Genomic DNA, 20,019 nt, shown 5'->3' with positions numbered 1-20,019 from the left:
ACGGCTCCGCAGTACTCCAAGCGCTGAGATTGCGTATCCGCTGGGCGCGCGCCCTTCTACCTGCCCCGCGGCCGCCCACCCCGGGTGGGCGGCCGCTGTGCGTTTGGGACCCGTTTGTTGCAGCCGTCTGTCCGGCCACTACGCTTAGCCCTTATGGCACGATTATTTGGAACCGACGGAGTGCGTGGAGTGGCCAACGCCGACCTCACCGCTGAACTCGCCATGGAACTGTCCGCGGCAGCTGCCAAGGTGCTGGGCGAGGCCCGCGCTTTTGCTGACCGGCGCCCCACGGCGCTGGTAGGGCGCGATACCCGTATCTCGGGCGAGCTGCTCTCGGCGGCGGTGAATGCGGGGCTGGCCAGTACCGGCGTTGACGTCATCGATGTGGGCATCGTGCCGACACCCGGCTTGGCCTATCTGGTCAATACGCAGGACGCCGATCTCGGTGTGATGCTCTCGGCCTCCCATAATCCGATGCCCGACAATGGCATCAAGTTCTTCCAGCGCGGCGGCGTCAAGCTCGACGACTCGATCGAGGACTCCATCGAAGAACGGCTCAACGAGAACTGGAAGCGTCCGGTCGCCGGGAGCGTCGGACGGATCCGCGCCGACGAGGCCCACGCTCTGCGGCGCAGTTACATCGATGCGCTGGTGGCCAGCCTGGAAGGTGCTCGGCTGGATGGGTTGAAGGTCGTCGTCGATGCGGCGAATGGAGCCGCGTCCTTCACCGCAGTAGCGGCCTTCGAGGCGAGTGGTGCCACGGTCGTCGGCATCCACAACAACCCCGACGGCCTCAACATCAATGACAATGCCGGATCCACTCACATCGGGGGCCTGCAGGCCGCCGTCGTCGAACACGGCGCCGACCTCGGCATCGCCCTCGACGGCGACGCCGACCGCTGCCTGGCGGTGGACGCGACCGGTGCGGTCGTCGACGGTGACCACATCATGGCGATCCTGGCGCTCGATCTCAAGGAGCAGGGAAAGCTGCACAACAACACCCTGGTTGCCACCATCATGAGCAATCTCGGGCTGATCAATGCGATGCGCGAGAACGGCATTCAGGTCGAGCAGACCCGGGTGGGGGACCGCTACGTGCTCGAGGCAATGGCCCAGAACGGCTTCACCCTCGGGGGCGAGCAGTCCGGACATGTGATCATCAGCGAATACGCGAATACCGGCGACGGTGTGCTGACCGGCTTGCATATCGCTGCGCGGGTGGCGCGGTGCGGACGCACGCTGGCTGAACTGGCGTCGGTGATGACAACCCTGCCGCAGGTGATGATCAACGTGCCGAATGTCGACAAGATGCGCGCGGGCATCGATCCTGAGATCACGCGCGCGGTCACCCAGGCGAACAATGCCCTGGGTACCAGCGGACGCGTGGTGCTGCGTCCCTCGGGCACCGAGCCGCTCGTCCGGGTGATGGTCGAGGCCACCACGACCGAGAGCGCCCAGCAGGTGGCGCAACGGCTCGCCGAGCTGGTCGCCGCTCGCCTGGCCCTTTAGGACCCTCGCGGTCCTTGGGCAGGCGCCGTCGCGGGCTGATCAGATGCGCCGGATCCGCACCTCGGAAATCACATGATCGCTGCCCTTGCGCAGAATCGCGGTGGCCCGTTCCCGGGTCGGCTCGATGTTCTCGATCAGGTTCGGCTTGTTGATCCCGTCCCAGACGGTGTTGGCCTGCTGCACCGCCTCATCGTCCGAAAGTTCGGCGTAGGCGCGGAAGAAGCTCGTGGGATCGCGGAAGGCGGTGTCGCGCAGCGCCATGAACCGCGTCACGAACCACTGCCTGATGGCGGATTCGTCGGCGTCCACATAGACCGAGAAGTCGAAGAAGTCGCTGATCGTCAGATGGCCTCGTCCGGCCGGCGCGGGCTGCAGTACGTTGAGGCCCTCGACGATCAAGACATCCGGACGAGTGACAGTGATCCGCCGGCCGGCGACGATGTCGTAGATGACGTGCGAGTAGACCGGTGCCTGTACTTCCTCGACGCCGGATTTCACCGCGATTACGAAGTCGAGTAGTGCCCGGCGGTCGTAGCTCTCGGGGAAACCCTTGCGGTCGAGGATGCCCCGGGCCTGGAGCACGGCGTTCGGATGCAAGAAGCCGTCGGTGGTGACCAGATCCACCCGGGGATGGCCGTCGGATTGACGAAGCAACTCCTGCAGAAGCCGAGCGGAGGTGGACTTGCCGACGGCGACGGAGCCTGCCACACCGATGATGAACGGGGTCTTGGTGGGGGCAATCTTCAAGAAGCCGTAGGAATCGGCATAGAGCTGGTCGTGGTTGATGCGGTAGAGATTCAGCAGCTCGGCCAGCGGCAGATAGACCTCGGCCACATCGCGTTCATCGGTCGGATCCTGGAGACCGCGCAGCCGGGTCACGGTGGCGGTATCGATGTTCAACTGACAGTCTGTCGCAAGATCTGCCCACGCCTGGCGTGGCACATTAACCCATGGGCTGGTCACGGTATCCGACCTCCGTGTCTCGACATGCCGGAAAGCCTAGCGGTCGGTGGGATGCCCGGCGAGTCCGGACGCGCGGCATGCCGGAGCTCGGTTCGTCCCCGCCCGGTACGGGTAAGAGCGTAGATAGCGCATCAGATATGGTGTTCCCATGTGCGGAATCATTGGCTATGTCGGCCCACGCGACGCGCGTGAGGTCATCATCTCGGGACTGCGACGTTTGGAATACCGCGGCTATGACTCGGCAGGCATCGCAGTCGTCGCCGATGGAAAGCTGAGCGTCGCGAAGAAAGCAGGCAAGCTCGCCAACCTCGAAGCCGAGCTGGCCACGCTGGACTTCCCCGTTGCGCATCAAGGCATCGGCCATACCCGCTGGGCCACCCATGGTGGGCCGACCGACGAGAATGCTCACCCGCACGTTTCGGCCGACGGTCGGGTCGCCGTCGTGCACAACGGCATCATCGAGAACTTCGCGGAGTTGCGCGCCGAGCTGACGCAGGCCGGTGTCGAGTTCAATTCCGAGACCGACACCGAGGTCGCCGCTCACCTGCTCGCCGCCGAACTGCAGGCCAGCGGCAACCTGATCGATGCGATGCGCGCCGTGGTGGAACGTCTGCAGGGTGCCTTCACCCTCGTCGCCGTCGATGTCGCCCGGTCCGGCGAGGTCATCGCGGCCCGTCGCAACTCTCCGCTGGTGGTCGGCGTAGGAGACGGGGAGAACTTCGTGGCATCCGATGTGCTCGCCTTCATCGAGCACACCCGCGACGTGGTCGAACTCGGCCAGGACCAGATCGTCCGCATCACAGCGAACGAGATCGAGGTCGTCGGCTTCGACGGTGAGCCCGCCGAGACCAAGCGTTATCACGTGGACTGGGACACCTCCGCGGCCGAGAAGTCCGGCTTCGACTGGTTCATGCGCAAGGAGATCTTCGAGCAGCCGCAGGCGGTTGCCGACACCCTGCTGGGCCGATTCAACTCCAAGGGAGAATTGGTGCTCGATGAGATGCGCGGCATCTCTCCCGAGGACTTGCGCCGCATCAACAAGATCGTGATCGTCGCCTGCGGCACCGCCTACTACGCGGGCATGGTTGCCAAGTACGCAATCGAGCACTGGACGCGGGTGGCCTGCGAGGTCGAGGTGGCATCGGAATTCCGCTACCGCGATCCGATCATCGACCCGCAGACCCTGGTCGTCACCATCAGCCAGTCGGGCGAGACCGCCGACACCTTGATGGCCATCCGGCATGCGAGGGTGCAGGGCGCCAAGGTGATCGCGATCTGCAACACCAACGGGGCCACCATCCCGCGTGAATCGGACGCGGTGATCTACACCCACGCCGGTCCCGAGATCGGTGTGGCCTCGACCAAGGGCTTCCTCACCCAGCTGGCCGCCTGCTACCTCCTGGGTCTCTATCTGGCTCAGGTGCGCGGCATGAAGTATGCGGACGAGATCCGCGTCATCACCGACGAGTTGGAGCGGACCCCGCAGATGGTTCAGCAGATGCTGGACGGCGCCGATCGGATCTACGAGTTGGCGCACGATCTGGCAAAGGCCGAGGACTTCATCTTCCTGGGCCGCCATGTCGGCTATCCGGTGGCGCTCGAGGGGGCGTTGAAACTCAAGGAGATCGCCTACCAGCACGCCGAGGGATTCGCCGCCGGTGAGCTCAAGCACGGCGCGATCGCGATCATCGAGCCCGGCATGCCGGTCTTCGTGGTCGTCCCGCCGGAAGGTCGCGATCAGCTGCGCGACAAGGTCGTGAGCAACATCAAGGAAGTCAAGGCTCGTGGCGCGTACACCATCGTCCTGGTCGAGGAGGGCGACGACAGCATCGAGGCGGACGCCGATGTGATCATCCGGCTGCCGCACCTGTCGACGTTGCTGCAGCCGATGGTGGCGACCGTTCCGTTGCAGCTCTTCGCTTGCGAGCTGGCGACCTTGCTCGGTCACGATGTCGATCAGCCGCGCAACCTGGCGAAGTCCGTCACCGTCGAGTGAGACGGCCATGATCATCGGCCTCGGGGTGGATATCTGCCAGATCGACCGCGTGGCGGCCATGCTGGAGCGCCGCCCTGGGCTGATGGATCGACTCTTCACTGCCGCCGAGGCACGCACCCCGGACGGCAGGTTGCGGTCGGTGGAGTCATTGGCTGCGCGGTTCTGCGCCAAGGAGGCGTTGGCCAAGGCGCTCGGCTCGCCCGGCGGTATGAGCTGGCTGGACGCAGAGGTGGCCACATCGTCCAATGGCGCACCCGAGTTCGTCATTCGCGGTACCGTTGCGGCGAGAGCCGCCGAATGCGAAGTGGCGAACATTCGGCTTTCATTGAGTCATGACGGTGGGCTGGCAACGGCATTTGTGATCTGTGAGGGGAAATCGTGATCGGGATTCAGTCTGTGGCAAAGATCCGCGCTGCCGAACAGGAGTTTGCCGAAGACAATCCAGGCGTCAACTTGATGTTGCGCGCCGCCGATCAGGTGGCCAAACTCGCCGAGCAGATGGTTCCCGAGGGGACGATCCTGGTGGCGGTAGGGCCGGGCAAGAACGGCGGCGACGGCTTGTTCGCTGCCCGCAAACTGGTGCGCGACGGCCGCCGGCAGGTGATGGTCTGGCCGGTCACCGGCACGGCTCACCCGCAAGGCGTGGTCGCTGCGCGGCAGGTGGGTATCCGCTTCCTCGATGACCTCGATGTCGGTCGGCTGCTGCCCGATGTCTCACTGGTCATCGACGCGATCACCGGTATCGGCGGACGAGCCGGCCTGCCGCAGAACGCTCAGTGGTTCGCCGAGATGTGCGATGTCTTGAAGATGCCGGTGCTGGCTGTCGATGTGCCCTCCGGCCTGGCCCCCGAGGACCACCACCGTACCGAGCACGTCTTGGAGGCCACCCGGACGATCACCTTCGGTGCGCCCAAGCTCTGCCACCTGGCGCAGCCTGCCGCCAGTGTCTGCGGCGATGTCCAGGTGGCCGATCTCGGGCTGCAGCTACCCCGCTCGAATCTGCGTCAGATGCAGCGGGTGGATGTGGCGCGCTGGTGGCCGTGGCCGACCCCGTACGCCGACAAGTACTCCCGTGGCGTGCTCGGTGTGGACACCGGCTCGACCCGCTATCCGGGTGCGGCAGTGCTGTCTGTGACCGGCGCGGTCTATTCGGGAGCAGGGATGGTCCGGTTCGTCGGCTCCGACCGGCTGGCTGATCTCGTCCTGCGCAAGCTGCCATCGGTGACGGTCAATACCGGCCGGGTGGAGGCCTGGCTGGTGGGCTGCGGTTGGAGTGACGAAGGCTCCGAAAAGCGGTTCGGACCGATTCTCGAATCCGGGGCGCCCGCAGTGGTCGACGCCGATGCGCTGCGTCATCTGCCGAAGAAGCTGCCTGACGGGTGGTTGCTGACACCGCATGCCGGCGAACTGGCGGGCCTGCTGGGCATCACGCGCGCCGAGGTTGAGGACGATCCGATCGGCAAGGCATACGAGGCCGCCCAACGGTGGCAGACGACTGTGCTGCTCAAGGGCGCCACCCAGTACATCGCAAATCCGTTCCAGGAACGGGTCACACTCGCGATCGCCGGACCGTCATGGACGGCGCAGGCCGGCTCGGGCGACGTCCTCGCCGGCATCTGCGGCACGCTGCTGGCGGCCGGGCTGGCGGCTCCCAAGGCAGCTGCGCTCGCCGCGTCCGTGCAGGCGATGGCGGCCGCGCAAAAGCCGGGGCCCTTCCCGCCGGATGTGGTCGTGCAGGCCATCCCCGAGGTGCTGGTGCAGCTGGCCGAATTCAGTCACAAGCCGATCTTGGCCGGCGAGCTGACGCCCAGGTCGATCGCGGCGCAGTAGTAGTCGAGGAGTTGGTCGCAGAGCTTGGGCCACGTCCGCCCTTCGACCTGAGTTCTGCCGGTCTGCCCGAATGCCGTCCGTTTGAAGCTGTCGCCCACCAGGTCGCTGACGTGGTGGCGCAGCATCGTGAGATCGCCGGGCGTGTAGAGCCAGCCGTTATGTGAGGGCTCGATCAGATCGATGGGCCCGCCCCGGCGTGGCGCGATCGCGGGCAGCCCGCTCGCCTGCGCCTCCTGGATCGTCTGGCAGAAGGTCTCCGATTCGCCGGGGTGGACGAACAGATCGAGCGACGCGAGGAAGCGGGGCAGTTCGTCCCCGGCCTTCATGCCCACGAAAACCGCGCCGGGCAGTTGCGCCTCGAGTTCGGTGCGCAGTGGACCGTCTCCGATGATCACCAGCCTGACGCCCGGCATGTCGGCGAGCACGCGTAGATCCTCGACCTGTTTCTCGGGTGCCAGTCGTCCCATGTAGCCGACCACGACCTCGCCGTTCGGCGCCCAGGAGTCGTGCAGCCATTGGTCTCGTTTGGCCGGGTTGAAGCGTTGGGTATCGACTCCTCGTCCCCAGACATCGACGCGGGAGAATCCGTGGGCGATCAGCTGATCGCGGGTGAATGTGGACGGCGCCAGATTGATGGTTGCCATGTTGTGCACCTTGCGAAGGTGCCGCCAGAAGATCGGCTCGGCTGCGGGGTAGCCGTATTGCACGGCGTAGCGGGGCACCTCGGTCTGATAGAGGGCGACGCTGGGTATGCCCAGGTCGGCCGCCGCCATCACGCCCTTCGAGCCGAGGATGACCGGGGCGGCCAGGTGAACCACATCGGGAGCGAAGTCCGCCAGCAGCTTATGCACCGAGTTCGCGGAGGTCGCCGACAACCGCATGTCGGGGTACCAGGGCAGGTATAGCGAAGCGGTGGTCACGACCGGGAAACCGGCATAGCTGTCGGGAACGCCGCGAGGGTCATTGGGGGCGATAACCAGAGCTTCATGGCCGCGTTCTCGAAGATGTTCCAAGGCTCGAAGCACCGAGTTGGTTACACCATTGACAGACGGCAAGAAGCTTTCGGTTACAAATCCGACTCGCACATCTGACAGTCTAGGTTGTCTGTGAAACCGCACGTGACGCGCAGCTGCTTTCCAGGAGTCTCCGGAAGTCGATCGTGGCCCGAGTTGCGGCAGCCGTCGGCCGAGGTTTCGGCCTTCGCGGGACGCGCGCGTAGACTGGCAACCCGTGATCGAATCCGAGCTGGACGAGCAACTGCAGCTGCGGCTGGCCGAGCCGAGCGATGCTGAAACGATGCTGCACGTGATCACCCAGGCTTTCGGTGGGCGCAAGGCCCTCGACCCGCCGGCGGACGCGATGAGCGATACCCTGGCCGATGTTCAGGCACGGATCGCCACCCAGATCGGTGTCATCGCCTCCGACGATTCCGGTGTTGCGGGATGCCTGTTTTGCTCGCTTCACCCGGACTCCGGCGTGCCGTCGGGCATGTTGCACCGGGTCTGCGTGCTCCCGGGGCACCGCCGCAATGGGGTGGCCTTTCAGCTGGTCGTGGCGGCTGCAGAGTTGGCTACCCGCGCCGGCATGCGGCGGCTGCAATTGATCGCTCGCCGAGAGCTTCCCGATGTCGTTGCCTGGTGGCAGGCCTACGGCTTTGACGTCGCCCGCGAGTTGGACGAGCATCAGCTGCTTCTCGACATCGCACTGCCCGCCAGTGTCCGGATTCCGACCGCCGGCCAGATGCGCGATTTCGGCACCCGGCTGGCAGAATTGCTCGCCCCGGGCGATCTCATCGTGGTGAACGGCGAACTCGGTGCGGGCAAGACCACGCTCACCCAGGGCATCGCCGACGGGCTGCAGGTCTGTGGTCCGGTGACCTCGCCCACCTTCGTCCTCAGCCGCATCCATCGTCCGACCGGCGCGGCACCGCAGCTGGTGCACGTGGACGCCTACCGGCTCGGCTCGGCGGCCGAACTCGACGACCTCGACCTGGACGAAACGCTCGGCGAGTCTGTCACCCTGATCGAATGGGGCGCCGGTCTGGCCGAACACCTGGCTGCGGACCGGCTGGAGATCGACATCGAACGCAGTGACGACATTGACGACGACACCCGCCTCGTGACAGTTCGCGGCGTCGGGCCGCGCTGGCGGGGCGTGGATCTGTGGGCGCTGGCCGGCGAACAGGGGGAAATGTGAGTTCTGATTCCGGGTGGGTGCTGGCGATCGACACCGCCAGCGGCATCAATGTGGGCTTGGCCCACGGCGGCCGGCCGATCGATTCGCGAACCGAGACCAGCTCCCGCAAGCACGTCGAAGAGCTGATGCCGATGATCGACGAGTTGCTCGGCGCACACGAGCTGACTGCGTCCGATCTGTCGCTGATCGCGGTCGGTGTCGGGCCCGGGCCTTTCACCGGGCTGCGGATCGGGATCGTGACTGCTCGCACACTGAGTGTGGTCGCCGGTGTACCGGTGCGCGGATTCGGCAGCCTGGACGCGATCGCGCTGGCCTGGCTGGTCGGCGAGTCGCGTCCGGACGGCGATGTCGTGGTCGCCACCGACGCTCGCCGCAAAGAGCTCTACTGGGCGAGCTACGACTCGTCCGGCAAGCGGCTATCCGGTCCAGCGGTGACGATCCCCGGTGGTCTGCCGTTGTTGCCGGTGGGTGGGCCGGGCGTCGAGGTCTATCCGGAGGCCTTCGTCGACCGCATCGCTCCCGGTGCGCCGCATCGTCTGGACGCAGCGCTGGCCGCCGCGTTGATCGACCAGCTTTCGGACACCGGTCTGGAACCGGCATATCTGCGAAAGCCTGACGCTGAGGTTCCGCGTACTCGTAAATCGGCGTTGGCCTCCACAGCCAAGCTGCGCATCGCTTACCGACAGGAGAAACGATGATCGTCTCCACCGCAAACCGCAATGACCTGACCGCATTGCTGGGCCTGGAAGAATCCGGATTCGCCCGTTCGGAGCGGTGGAGTGCGGCATCTTGGGTCAGCGAACTCGATGCCCTGCACCGGCTGGTGCTGGTCAGCCGCGACTCGTCGGGAGTTGAGGCGGTCGCCTGCTTCAGCGTTCTGGACGACACCGCTGAACTGCTGCGGGTGATCGTCGAACCGGGCCAGCGCGGTCGCGGAGTGGGTCGCCGGTTGGTGAGCGTGGGCAAGGAATGGGCAGAGGCTTCGGGTGCTGACCGGATGCTGCTCGAGGTGCGTCAGGACAATGCCGCCGCGCTGGGGCTCTATTGTGCCGCGGGTTTCGAGCCCATCTCGCGTCGCCGCGACTATTACGGTCCCGGGCACGATGCGGTGGTCATGGAGTGTGCGCTGCCGCATCCCGCTCTCGCGGCCGGCGCCCGGTGGTGGGCATGAGCGCTCCATTGGTGCTGGGCATCGAGTCCAGCTGCGATGAGACGAGCGTCGGCATCGTCCGGGGTACCGAATTGCTCGCGAACGAGGTGGCGAGCTCTGTCGAACTGCACGCCCGCTTCGGCGGCGTTGTACCCGAGGTGGCGTCGCGTGCCCATCTGGAGGCCATGGTTCCCACCCTGGAGCGTGCCCTGGCTACCGCGGATGTCGACCTGGGTGAGGTGGACGCGATCGCAGTCACGGCCGGCCCGGGGTTGATGGGCTCGCTGGTCGTCGGTCTTTCCGCAGCGAAGACGCTGGCGTCGGTATTGAAGGTGCCGTTCTTCGGTCTCAATCATCTGGTCGGGCACGTCGCGGTTGACATCCTCGATCACGGCCCGCTGCCCAGCCCGGTGCTGGCGCTGCTGGTCTCGGGTGGTCACACTCAGCTGCTCGCTGTCCGCGACATCACCGGCGACATCACCGAAGTGGGCACGACCATCGACGACGCCGCGGGGGAGGCCTATGACAAGGTGGCGCGGCTGCTCGGTCTCGAATACCCGGGTGGGCCGGTGATCGACAAGGCCGCCCAGGGCGGTGATCCCAAGGCGATCCGCTTTCCGCGCGGCCTGACCGCACGGCACGACCTCGAAAAGCATCGCTTCGACTATTCCTTCTCGGGATTGAAGACCGCCGTCGCGAGGTACGTCGAGCGGGCCGAACGCGATGGGCAAGAGATCAGCGTGCCAGATGTGGCGGCCAGCTTCCAGGAGGCCGTCGCCGACGTGCTCACCGCCAAGGCCATTGACGCTTGCCGAGAACTCGGTATCGAGCACATGGTGCTGGGCGGCGGGGTAGCGGCCAATTCGCGGCTGCGCACCCTGCTGGCGGAACGCTGCGAGCAGGCCGGCGTGGAGCTGCGGCGTCCACGTCCGGGATTGTGTACCGATAACGGCGCGATGATCGCGGTCCTGGGTGCCCAGGTGATCGAAGCCGGACGCGCACCGAGCAGCCTGCGGATTCCCGCCGATTCCGGCATGCCCGTCACCCAGGTCATCGCCTGACCCTTCGATCCTGCCCGAGGTGAGGTCGCCATGCCCTTCAGTCCGGAGCTGACCACGCTCGGCTTCGTCATGTCCCCGGACGGCGATCAGGTGCTGATGGTGCATCGCGTCGGCCGGTCGGACGACGAACAGCTGGGCAAATGGAACGGGCTTGGCGGCAAGGTCGAGGCGAACGAGGACGTCTGGTCGGGGATGGCTCGCGAGCTGCGCGAGGAGGCCGGCATCGAGGTCGTCTCCATGCGGCTGCGCGGCACCGTCAGCTGGCCGGGCTTCCACGCAGATGGCGCGTCCGTTTTCGGATTCATCTTCATCGTGGACGAATGGACCGGCGAGATCCCCGAACGCAATGCCGAAGGACCGCTGGCCTGGCAGCCGATCGCGGCGCTCGCCGAGCTGCCGATGTGGGAGGGCGACCGCTTCTTCCTACCCCAGACGTTCGATCGTTCGATCGAGCAGTTTCACCTGGTCATTCCCTATCAGGACGGACGCCCGCTCGGCTGGTCCGGTGTCGTCCGATGAGCGAGCAGGCGTCCTGGGATGAACGAGTGGCGGCCACCGAGGCAGCCATGGCCGAGGCCGACCCCGAATCACTCGGAGCTGCCGCACGACTGCGTGCCCGATTTGCGCCCGAGGTGGCGGCGTTCGCGCTGACTCAGGCGAGCCTGCGCCGCAAGGCCCGGACCAAGTTCGGCGACCGGGCAGCCACGAGGTGGTTCACCCGCGACGGTTTGGAGCAGGCCTCTCGTTCCTCGGTCGCGGCATGGCGAGCAGAGCGTTTCAGGGCTGCCGGAGTGCGGCGGGTGATCGACCTGGGCTGTGGCATCGGTTCGGACGCCCTGGCGTTTCTCGACGCGGGACTGGATGTCGTCGCCGTGGAGGCCGATCCGTTGACCGCCGAACTGGCTCGTGCGAATCTTCCGGGCGCTGAGGTGATCTGCGGCGACGCGACCCTTGTCGGGCCCCGATTGTTGGCCTCGTCCGAGCCGGCCACCGGTGTTTTCGTCGACCCGGGCCGCCGCACCGCCGCCGGACGCAGCTGGCGGGTCGCGGACTTCAGCCCGTCCTGGGATTTCGTGCTCGGGCTGCTCGACAGCGGGCTACCGATCTGCGTCAAACTCGGCCCCGGGGTGCCGCGCGAGCTCATCCCGGACGGTGTCGAGGCCTGCTGGGTGTCGGATCGCGGCGATGTCGTCGAGGCCGGGCTCTGGAGGCTCGGACCGGAGCAGGCAGGTGCCAGCGCGGCTGTGTTGCTGCCCGACGACGACCGGATCGAGGCGGATCCGCTCGCGTCCGAGCTTGTCGTCGCCGCCCCCGGACGATTTCTGCTCGACCCGAACGGCGCTGTCATCCGGGCCAAGGCGATCGGCCGGATCAGCCCCAGGACCTGGCTGCTGCACCCCGAGGTGGCCTATTCGTCGAGCGATGAGTTCGTCGAGACGCCCTTCGCGTCCTGCTTCGAGGTGCTGGAGACGCTTGACTTCAACGTCAAGGTGCTCAAGGCCTGGGTACGCACCAACAAGATCGGCACCCTGGAGATCAAGAAGCGGGCGGTGGACATCGACCCGGCGCAGTTGCGCCGCAGCCTGAAGCCCTCGGGCCCGAATGCCGCGACCCTGATCATCGCACGCACCACCACTGGGACGAAGGCCCTGGTCTGCCGTCGGCTCTGAGCGTTTGGTTGCCGTCCCAGCGAGCCATCGATGGCCGCTCCGCTGCGCATTGCACAGATCCTCGACGCGGCGCACCGCCGCCCCGGGTCGAACAGCAGCTGGCGAAAGTCGCGGCGGCTGCCGAATGTTCGCTGGTCGCTGTGGTTTTCGGTAGCTTCTGCGGGGTGGAGCCGCTACGCGAAAGGGGCGAGCCGGCGACGCCGACGCGCTCGCCACTCACCCCGTCTGGCACTCGGCTTGTCTGAGTGCCAATAGCGGGGCTAATGTGGTTTCTGGCACTCGACCAGCTCGGGTGCCAACGATCGGAACGGCACCCGCGACGACGTCCCGCTCGTACTGCAACGTGACACCTAGACAACAGAAAGGGGTTTGAACGTGGCAACCACGATCAAGCCGCTCGAGGACCGCGTCCTCGTTGAGCCTCTCGAGGCCGAGACCACCACTGCTTCGGGTCTGGTCATTCCCGACACCGCCAAGGAGAAGCCGCAGGAAGGCAAAGTCGTCGCCGCCGGCCCGGGTCGCATCGACGATGCGGGCAACCGCGTGCCGATGGACGTCAAGGTCGGAGATGTCATCATCTTCAGCAAGTACGGCGGCACCGAGGTGCGCTACAACGCTACTGACTACCTGCTGCTCAACGCGCGCGACATCCTCGCCGTCGTCGAGAAGTGAGGCGCTGATTCATGGCTAAGCAACTTCAGTTCGACGAGGAGGCCCGCCGCTCTCTCGAGCGTGGTGTGGACACCCTCGCCAATACCGTCAAGGTGACGCTCGGCCCCAAGGGTCGCTACGTCGTCCTCGACAAGAAGTTCGGTGCTCCCACCATCACCAACGACGGTGTGACCGTCGCCAAAGAGGTGGACCTCACCGATCCCTTCGAGAACCTCGGCGCTCAGCTCGCCAAAGAGGTCGCCACCAAGACCAACGATGTCGCCGGCGATGGCACCACCACCGCGACCGTGCTGGCTCAGGCGCTGGTGCATGTGGGCCTGCGGGCCGTCGCTGCCGGTGCCAACCCGATCGGTCTGAAGCGTGGCATCGACAAGGCCGTCGGCCTGGTGATCGACGAGCTGCATTCGGTAGCCCGCGATGTCGAGTCGACCGCCGACATGGCCAATGTCGCGACCATCAGCTCCCGTGACGAAGAGATCGGCGAGATCATCGCGCAGGCCTTCGACAAGGTCGGCAAGGATGGCGTCATCACCGTCGAGGAGTCGAACACCCTGGGCACCGAGCTCGACTTCACCGAGGGCATGCAGTTCGACAAGGGCTATATCTCGGCGTACTTCGTGACCGATCAGGACCGCATGGAGGCCGTCTTCGACGATCCCTACATCCTGATCAACCAGGGCAAGATCAGCAACATGAACGAGTTGCTGCCGATGCTCGAGAAGGTCATCGCCGCCCACGGTCAGCTGGTCATCATTGCCGAGGACGTCGACGGCGAAGCGCTGTCGACCCTGGTGGTCAACAAGATCCGCGGTACCTTCAACGCCGTCGCAGTCAAGGCTCCCGCCTTCGGTGACCGCCGCAAGGCCATGCTGCAAGACATCGCCATCCTGACCGGCGGCGAGGTCGTCGCTCCCGAGGTCGGCCTCAAGCTCGACCAGGTGGGTCTGGAGGTGCTCGGCCGCGCTCGTCGCGTCGTCGTCACCAAGGACAACACCACCATCGTGGACGGCGCCGGCGACCAGGTCGAGGTCAAGGCCCGCGTCGAGCAGCTGCGCAGCGAGATGGAGCACACCGATTCGGATTGGGATCGCGAGAAGCTCGCCGAGCGGGTCGCGAAGCTCGCCGGCGGCGTCTGCGTGATCAAGGTCGGGGCTGCCACCGAGGTGGAGCTGAACGAGAAGAAGCACCGCATCGAGGACGCCGTCTCGGCTACCCGCGCTGCGATCGAAGAGGGCATCGTCGCCGGTGGTGGCGCTGCTCTGGTGCACGCCGCCAAGGTGCTGGACAATGTCGAGGTCTCCGACCACGACGAGCGCGTCGGCGTTCAGACCGTGCGTCAGGCTCTGGTCGAGCCACTTCGCTGGATCGCTGAGAACGGCGGTGTGCCCGGCTACGTGATCGTGGCCAAGGTTGCCGAACTCGGCCCCAACGAGGGCTACAACGCCAAGTCCGGCGAGTATGGCAACCTGATCGATCAGGGTGTCATCGACCCGGTCAAGGTGACCCGTTCGGCGCTGGCCAACGCGGCCTCCATCGCCTCGTTGCTGCTGACCACCGAGACCCTGGTTGTCGAGCAGAAGGACGACGAGGACGACGCGAAGTAGTCGCTGACCGACTCATTTCGAAAGTCATCGGGTGCAGCCTGATCCCATCACGGGATCCGGCTGCACCCGATGCTCGTTCGAGGCTATTCCCCGGGGCCATGCCTTCGGTGACGGTTCGGCATCGATCCGATGATCAGCGCGGCCGGTGCATTGGCCGACCGGCTACTATGCCTGGGTGCAGCAGACGAGCCGGGGAACAGTGATCGGACTCGCAGGCACCACCTTGTTGGCGATCTCGGCCTGGCTGGCCTCGCCGTGGGGGCTGGGCTTCGCCGGACGATCCAACCCGTTGCCCATCCGCTGGGCTCACACGCTGCCCGCCGCCATCGGTGTGGCGCTGCTGTTCGTCGGCTGGTTGAAGGTGCGTGGCGCCGACCAGCGGCAGGCCTGGCGCATCTTCGCGCTGTGGTGTCTGCCGCTGCTCTGCTGCCCGCCATTGCTCAGCAAGGATGTCTGGGCCTACCTCGAACAGGGCTGGATCGTGCTCAAGGGGCATAACCCGTATACGACCCCGCTCAGCACGATCGGCGGTCCGTTCCAGTTCGGCGTCGACAGCTATTGGAAATTCACCACCACCATCTATCCGCCGCTCGCCTTGCAGATCCAGGCCGCGATGGTCGCGATCAGCGGGGCCAACCCGGTCTGGTCGGTCTTCGCCATGCGGCTGCCCGGTGTGTTGTCGGTGATCGGCATCGGCGCCTGCCTGCCGCGCATTGGACGACTTGCCGGCCAACCGCCCGGAAATACCCTTTGGCTAGGGGTCTTGAATCCACTGGTGATCGTCCATTTCATCGGCGGCGGGCATAACGACTCCTGGGGCGTAGCGCTTGGCGTTTTCGGCATCTGGCTGGCCTTGCGCTGGAAGCACTGGTGGCCGCTCGGCTGCGTGGCGGTTGGACTGGCCATGGCCGTCAAGCAGCCGCTTGGCCTGATGATGGTCGGCGTTGCGCTGGCGGGTGTCGCAGCGGGCCCCGGCACAACGCACCGGGAGGCCTGGAAGACAGTCTTCCCGAAGGCGCTGTGGCGGTTGCCGCTGGGTCTGGTGGGCACTGTGGTCGGCTTCGCGATCCCGACCCTGGCGTCCGGCTGGGGCGTCGGCTGGGCAACCGCGTCCGGCTCGCCGCAAAGCGCCGGCAGCCAATCGATCGTCCACACCTTGGCAGCCGCGGTCGACATGTTCACCTCGGTGTCGCTTCGCGGTGCCGTGTCGGTGCTCACGCCCATCTTCCTGGCCATCGGCCTGGCCGCGATCGGCTGGATCGGTTGGAAGCAGGCGGCCGCTCGTCCGATCGCGTTCACCGCCTGGGCGCTGATCGTCTTCGCGTTCAGCTACCCAAGCCTGCAGCCGTGGTATGTGCTGTGGGGAGGCGTGCTGCTGGGGGCGGTCGCGATCAGCCGGACAGCCGGTCGCTGGGTGATGGCCGGCGTTGCCGCGCTGCTGACCACCAGCGTGCTGCTCGACTACGCGGGCTTTCCGATCCCGGTCGCGCAGGGCATCGGGGTGGCCCTGGCGCTGCTGCTCGCGAACTGGGCAAGGCGCGGTCGGATCGGGCGGCTAAACTGGCCCTTTCCAGCCGTGTGATGGAAGGGATGTGCGGTGTCTGAACAGTTGACTCCCGCCGGAATACCACCAATGTTCGAGACTCTCGGCCTGACGTTCGACGATGTCTTACTACAGCCCCGGGAATCGGATGTCATCCCAAGCGAGGTTCGCACCGGGGCTCGGCTGAGCCGCAATATCACCCTCAACGTGCCGTTCCTGTCAGCAGCCATGGACACGGTCACCGAACAGCGGATGGCCATCGCCATGGCGCGCGAGGGCGGTCTGGGCATCCTGCACCGCAACCTCTCGATCGATGAGCAGGCCAGGATGGTCGACCAGGTCAAGAGGTCCGAGGCCGGCATGATCGATGAGCCGATCACGATCAGCCCGGACGCGACCCTGCGCGAGGCCGACGAGTTGTGTGCCACCTACCACATCAGCGGTATTCCGGTGGTCGACTCGTCGATGATGCTGCTCGGTATCATCACCAACCGCGATATGCGCTTCGAGAGCGATCCCGGACGACTGGTCGGCGACGTGATGACCAAGATGCCGCTGGTCACCGCTCCGGTCGGCATCAAGTCGGACGATGCGCTGGGGCTGCTGGCCAAGAACAAGATCGAGAAGCTTCCGCTCATCGACGAGGCCGGACGACTGCGCGGCCTGATCACGCTCAAGGACTTTGTGAAGTCCGATCAGTACCCGAACGCCTGTAAGGACCCCCAGGGCCGGCTGCGCGTCGGGGCCGCCGTCGGCGTCTTCGGGGACGCCTGGGAACGCGCCATGGCCGTCGTCGACGAGGGCGTCGACTGCCTGGTCGTCGATACCGCCCACGGCCACTCCAAGGCTGAGGTGGAGTTCATCAGGCGACTCAAGGCTGAACCTGCCACCCGCGATGTCGACATCATCGGCGGCAATGTAGCCACCTATGAGGCGGCCCTGGCGCTCATCGCGGCCGGGGTGGACGGCATCAAGGTCGGCGTCGGGCCCGGCTCGATCTGCACCACCCGGGTTGTCGCGGGCGTCGGTGTGCCCCAGATCACCGCGATCTACGAGGCGGCACGCGCCGCCAAGCCGGCCGGCGTGCCGGTGATCGGCGATGGCGGGCTGCAATACTCCGGCGACACCGCCAAGGCAATCGTGGCAGGTGCCGACACCGTGATGCTCGGCTCGCTACTGGCCGGTTGTGAAGAGAGCCCTGGCGAGCTGGTCTTCATCAACGGCAAGCAGTTCAAGAGCTACCGCGGCATGGGCTCGCTCGGTGCGATGGCCACCCGAGGGCGCACCATGAGCTACTCCAAGGACCGCTACTTCCAGTCGGACGTGACCAGCAACGACAAGATCATCCCCGAAGGCATCGAGGGCCAGGTGCCCTACCGCGGGCCACTGTCCCAGGTGCTCTACCAGCTGTCCGGCGGGCTGCATCAATCGATGTTCTACTGCGGCGCCCGGAGCATCGCGGAGTTGCAGACCAACGGACGCTTCGTCCGGATCACCGCCTCCGGGCTGCGTGAGTCGCATCCGCACGACATCCAGATGACGATCGAGGCGCCGAACTACGTGAAGCACTGACCGGGCACAAGGGCGGCGTGTCCCAGGCCCGCCTGATGGCCGATGTCGGCGTCGGCGTGCCGGATCGCCTAGATTGGTGTGGCGTTCAGCCGAATTGGAGGATCCATGTTGTACGACATCGGACGAAGCAAGCGCGCCGCGCAGGCGTTCTCGCTGGATGATGTAGCGATCATGCCCACTCGCCGCACCCGGGGGATCGAGACCATCGATCTGGAGTGGCGCATCGATGCCATCACCTTCGACTTCCCGCTGATGGCCGCACCGATGGACTCAGTGATGAGCCCATCGACCGCGATCGCGTTCGGTCGCCTCGGCGGGATGGGGGTGCTCAACCTGGAGGGTGTGTGGACGCGTTACGCCGACCCCCAGCCGCTGCTCGACGAACTCGCAGCGATCACCGATGAGGCCGAGGCCACCCGCAGGCTGCAAGAGGTCTACGCCGAGCCGATCAAGGCAGAGCTGATCTCCGAGCGGCTGCGCGAAATCCGGGAGGCGGGCGTGCCGGTCGCCGGCGCGCTCAGCCCGCAGAACACCCAGGAGTTCGCGGCAGTCATCGAGGCCTCCGGCCTGGACTTCTTCGTGGTGCGCGGCACTGCGGTCAGCGCCCAGCATGTCTCCAACGCGGTCGAGCCGCTCGATCTGACCCGGTTCATCTATGACCTCGACGTGCCGGTCATCGTGGGCGGCTGCGCGACCTACCAGACCGCACTGCACCTGATGCGTACCGGCGCGGCCGGCGTGCTGGTCGGCTTCGGCGGTGCCGCCACCTCGACCAACCGGCAGGTGCTGGGCATGGAGGTGCCGATGGCCACCGCGATCTCGGATGTCGCCGAGGCCCGCCGCGACTACCTGGACGAGTCGGGAGGCCGCTACGTGCATGTGATCGCCGACGGTTCCATGGGCTACTCGGGCGATGTCGTCAAGGCGCTGGCCTGCGGTGCCGATGCCGCGATGCTGGGCACGCCGCTGGCCCGCGCCACCGAGGCACCCGGCAGTGGCTGGCATTGGGGTGCCGAGGCCTGGCACGAAAACCTGCCGCGCGGACGCCGCGTCGAGGTGGGGCAAGTCGGCAGCCTGAAGGAGGTCGTGCTCGGCCCGTCGCATTCGCCGGACGGCACCATGAACATGGTTGGTGCGCTGCGCCGCACACTTGCGACCACCGGATACACCGAGGTGAAGTCCTTCCAGCGCATCGACTTGATCATCCACTGAGATGACCGAGGATCGCGACCGCACCATGGCCGAACTGCTGCGGCTGCGCGGCAGCATCGACAATCTCGACGCCGCGCTGATTCACATCATGGCCGAGCGCTTCAAGATCACTCAGCGGGTCGGCAGGCTGAAGGCCCAGCACGGGCTGCCGGCCGCCGACCCCGGCCGGGAGGCGCACCAGATCGAGCGGCTGCGTGAACTGGCGATCGCGTCCGATCTGGACCCCGAATTCGCCGAGAAGCTGCTGAACTTCATCGTCCGCGAAGTCGTGCGCCATCACCTGGAGATAGCCGACGGTCATCCCAAGGGTGGCGACTGACGAAATCAGGCGATCACATCGCCCGAATGCACATTGCTCGGAATGCCGACGACCACGGCACCCGGCGCGACATCCTTGACGACAAGCGCATTCGCGCCGATCTTGGCATCGTCACCGACCGTGATGTCGCCGATCACCTTGGCCCCCGCACCGATCAGGACGCGGTTGCCGATGGTGGGGTGGCGCTTGAAACGCCCGCGGGCCCGACCACCCAGGGTGACCTGGTGATAGATGAGCACGTCGTCGCCGATGATCGCGGTCTCACCGATCACCACGCCCATGCCGTGGTCGATGAAGAATCGCCTGCCAATGGTGGCACCCGGATGAATCTCGATGCCGGTGATGCCGCGGGCAATCTGGCTGAGGAGCCGGGCCGGAAAACGCAGTCCCGGCTTGTCCCACATCCAATGCGCGGCCCGGTACATCCAGATCGCGTGAAGGCCCGAATAGATGATCGCGATTTCCAACTTGGACCTGGCCGCCGGGTCCTCACGTTGCGCGGCGGCCAGATCCTCGTTGAAGCGCGAGGCGATCAGGCGAATCCTCGAAAACAAGCTCACAAGACCATCCAATCACCTTGAACAGGCTTCGTCGATCAGAACTGCTAGGACCCTCCAGAGAATTACCGCTGCGTGTCGCTTCCTGGATCGGGCGCCTGATTGCGTTCTCGGCCACGCCCACGTGCTACCAGCACGAGGGCGAACCTCCGCCTTATCATGCAT

19 protein-coding genes are annotated in these 20,019 nt (G+C 66.0%); 16 read left to right on the top strand and 3 right to left on the bottom strand.

Features of this window, described 5'->3' with window-relative positions; all coding sequences use genetic code 11:
• Positions 1-153 precede the first annotated feature (153 nt).
• Positions 154-1,509, top strand: coding sequence for a phosphoglucosamine mutase (gene glmM, locus AAFP05_RS00600; RefSeq protein ID WP_341727908.1), 1,356 nt, complete (start codon positions 154-156; stop codon positions 1,507-1,509).
• A gap of 39 nt (positions 1,510-1,548) precedes the next feature.
• Here glmM and coaA read toward each other — a convergent pair whose 3' ends face one another.
• On the bottom strand, positions 1,549-2,472 hold the full coding sequence (gene coaA, locus AAFP05_RS00595) for a type I pantothenate kinase (RefSeq protein WP_341727907.1): 924 nt from the start codon (positions 2,470-2,472) through the stop codon (positions 1,549-1,551).
• 148 nt (positions 2,473-2,620) lie between these two features.
• Between coaA and glmS the strand changes: the two genes are divergently transcribed.
• The 3 genes from glmS to AAFP05_RS00580 are packed head-to-tail and all read left to right on the top strand — an operon-like array spanning position 2,621 to position 6,298.
• The gene (gene glmS / locus AAFP05_RS00590) at positions 2,621-4,468 is read left to right on the top strand and encodes a glutamine--fructose-6-phosphate transaminase (isomerizing) (RefSeq protein WP_341727906.1); all 1,848 of its coding nucleotides are present in this window, start codon (positions 2,621-2,623) and stop codon (positions 4,466-4,468) included.
• Between the two features lie 7 nt (positions 4,469-4,475).
• On the top strand, positions 4,476-4,850 hold the full coding sequence (locus tag AAFP05_RS00585; protein ID WP_341727905.1) for a holo-ACP synthase: 375 nt from the start codon (positions 4,476-4,478) through the stop codon (positions 4,848-4,850).
• A gap of 14 nt (positions 4,851-4,864) precedes the next feature.
• The gene (locus AAFP05_RS00580) at positions 4,865-6,298 is read left to right on the top strand and encodes an NAD(P)H-hydrate epimerase (RefSeq protein WP_341727904.1); all 1,434 of its coding nucleotides are present in this window, start codon (positions 4,865-4,867) and stop codon (positions 6,296-6,298) included.
• On the opposite strand, the gene AAFP05_RS00575 is transcribed toward AAFP05_RS00580, so the two are convergent.
• A complete protein-coding gene (locus AAFP05_RS00575) occupies positions 6,244-7,383 on the bottom strand; it encodes a glycosyltransferase family 1 protein (RefSeq protein ID WP_341727903.1) in 1,140 nt (379 codons plus the stop codon). The two genes, AAFP05_RS00580 and AAFP05_RS00575, sit on opposite strands and share 55 nt — an antisense overlap.
• Before the next feature lie 145 nt (positions 7,384-7,528).
• Between AAFP05_RS00575 and tsaE the strand changes: the two genes are divergently transcribed.
• The 12 genes from tsaE to AAFP05_RS00515 all read left to right on the top strand — a co-directional run bounded on the left by tsaE (position 7,529) and on the right by AAFP05_RS00515 (position 19,297).
• Positions 7,529-8,494 carry a tRNA (adenosine(37)-N6)-threonylcarbamoyltransferase complex ATPase subunit type 1 TsaE gene (gene tsaE, locus AAFP05_RS00570; protein ID WP_341727902.1) on the top strand — a complete coding sequence of 322 codons (966 nt, stop codon included), beginning with the start codon at positions 7,529-7,531 and terminating at the stop codon, positions 8,492-8,494.
• Positions 8,491-9,192, top strand: coding sequence for a tRNA (adenosine(37)-N6)-threonylcarbamoyltransferase complex dimerization subunit type 1 TsaB (tsaB, locus tag AAFP05_RS00565; protein ID WP_341727901.1), 702 nt, complete (start codon positions 8,491-8,493; stop codon positions 9,190-9,192). Before tsaE ends, tsaB begins: the two co-directional genes overlap by 4 nt.
• Positions 9,189-9,665, top strand: a complete 477-nt coding sequence (locus tag AAFP05_RS00560; RefSeq protein WP_341727900.1) for a GNAT family N-acetyltransferase — start codon at positions 9,189-9,191, stop codon at positions 9,663-9,665. Before tsaB ends, AAFP05_RS00560 begins: the two co-directional genes overlap by 4 nt.
• Positions 9,662-10,705, top strand: a complete 1,044-nt coding sequence (tsaD, locus tag AAFP05_RS00555) for a tRNA (adenosine(37)-N6)-threonylcarbamoyltransferase complex transferase subunit TsaD (RefSeq protein ID WP_341727899.1) — start codon at positions 9,662-9,664, stop codon at positions 10,703-10,705. Before AAFP05_RS00560 ends, tsaD begins: the two co-directional genes overlap by 4 nt.
• Positions 10,706-10,735: 30 nt before the next feature.
• The gene (locus AAFP05_RS00550; RefSeq protein WP_341727898.1) at positions 10,736-11,224 is read left to right on the top strand and encodes an 8-oxo-dGTP diphosphatase; all 489 of its coding nucleotides are present in this window, start codon (positions 10,736-10,738) and stop codon (positions 11,222-11,224) included.
• Positions 11,221-12,375, top strand: coding sequence for a class I SAM-dependent methyltransferase (locus tag AAFP05_RS00545; RefSeq protein WP_341727897.1), 1,155 nt, complete (start codon positions 11,221-11,223; stop codon positions 12,373-12,375). The genes AAFP05_RS00550 and AAFP05_RS00545 overlap by 4 nt, the downstream gene beginning before the upstream one ends.
• 375 nt (positions 12,376-12,750) lie before the next feature.
• Complete coding sequence (gene groES, locus AAFP05_RS00540) at positions 12,751-13,047, top strand: co-chaperone GroES (protein WP_341727896.1); 297 nt, start codon at positions 12,751-12,753, stop codon at positions 13,045-13,047.
• 11 nt (positions 13,048-13,058) lie between these two features.
• Entirely contained in the window at positions 13,059-14,651 is a 1,593-nt protein-coding gene (gene groL / locus AAFP05_RS00535) for a chaperonin GroEL (RefSeq protein WP_341727895.1), read from the top strand.
• Between the two features lie 175 nt (positions 14,652-14,826).
• Positions 14,827-16,233, top strand: a complete 1,407-nt coding sequence (gene mptB / locus AAFP05_RS00530; protein WP_341727894.1) for a polyprenol phosphomannose-dependent alpha 1,6 mannosyltransferase MptB — start codon at positions 14,827-14,829, stop codon at positions 16,231-16,233.
• 51 nt (positions 16,234-16,284) lie between these two features.
• On the top strand, positions 16,285-17,766 hold the full coding sequence (gene guaB / locus AAFP05_RS00525) for an IMP dehydrogenase (protein ID WP_341727910.1): 1,482 nt from the start codon (positions 16,285-16,287) through the stop codon (positions 17,764-17,766).
• Between the two features lie 108 nt (positions 17,767-17,874).
• On the top strand, positions 17,875-18,978 hold the full coding sequence (locus AAFP05_RS00520; protein WP_341727909.1) for a GuaB3 family IMP dehydrogenase-related protein: 1,104 nt from the start codon (positions 17,875-17,877) through the stop codon (positions 18,976-18,978).
• A 1-nt stretch (position 18,979) separates the two neighbouring features.
• Positions 18,980-19,297, top strand: coding sequence for a chorismate mutase (locus tag AAFP05_RS00515; RefSeq protein ID WP_341727893.1), 318 nt, complete (start codon positions 18,980-18,982; stop codon positions 19,295-19,297).
• Between the two features lie 5 nt (positions 19,298-19,302).
• On the opposite strand, the gene cysE is transcribed toward AAFP05_RS00515, so the two are convergent.
• Complete coding sequence (gene cysE / locus AAFP05_RS00510; RefSeq protein WP_341727892.1) at positions 19,303-19,857, bottom strand: serine O-acetyltransferase; 555 nt, start codon at positions 19,855-19,857, stop codon at positions 19,303-19,305.
• Positions 19,858-20,019: the final 162 nt, after the last annotated feature.

It is taken from the genome of Brooklawnia sp. (genome assembly GCF_032229645.1).
In the GTDB taxonomy this organism is placed as follows: Bacteria; Actinomycetota; Actinomycetes; order Propionibacteriales; family Propionibacteriaceae; genus Brooklawnia.
The sequence above is the reverse complement of the archived record's forward strand: the minus strand, read 5'-3'. Positions and strand labels throughout refer to the sequence as shown.

Excerpts from the sequence above, each read along its gene's own strand:
- glmM (WP_341727908.1), top strand. The coding sequence starts at position 154 with ATGGCACGATTATTTGGAACCGACGGAGTGCGTGGAGTGGCCAACGCC.
- glmS (WP_341727906.1), top strand. The coding sequence starts at position 2,621 with ATGTGCGGAATCATTGGCTATGTCGGCCCACGCGACGCGCGTGAGGTC.
- AAFP05_RS00585 (WP_341727905.1), top strand. The coding sequence starts at position 4,476 with ATGATCATCGGCCTCGGGGTGGATATCTGCCAGATCGACCGCGTGGCG.
- AAFP05_RS00560 (WP_341727900.1), top strand. The coding sequence starts at position 9,189 with ATGATCGTCTCCACCGCAAACCGCAATGACCTGACCGCATTGCTGGGC.
- tsaD (WP_341727899.1), top strand. The coding sequence starts at position 9,662 with ATGAGCGCTCCATTGGTGCTGGGCATCGAGTCCAGCTGCGATGAGACG.
- AAFP05_RS00550 (WP_341727898.1), top strand. The coding sequence starts at position 10,736 with ATGCCCTTCAGTCCGGAGCTGACCACGCTCGGCTTCGTCATGTCCCCG.
- AAFP05_RS00545 (WP_341727897.1), top strand. The coding sequence starts at position 11,221 with ATGAGCGAGCAGGCGTCCTGGGATGAACGAGTGGCGGCCACCGAGGCA.
- groL (WP_341727895.1), top strand. The coding sequence starts at position 13,059 with ATGGCTAAGCAACTTCAGTTCGACGAGGAGGCCCGCCGCTCTCTCGAG.
- guaB (WP_341727910.1), top strand. The coding sequence starts at position 16,285 with ATGTTCGAGACTCTCGGCCTGACGTTCGACGATGTCTTACTACAGCCC.
- AAFP05_RS00515 (WP_341727893.1), top strand. The coding sequence starts at position 18,980 with ATGACCGAGGATCGCGACCGCACCATGGCCGAACTGCTGCGGCTGCGC.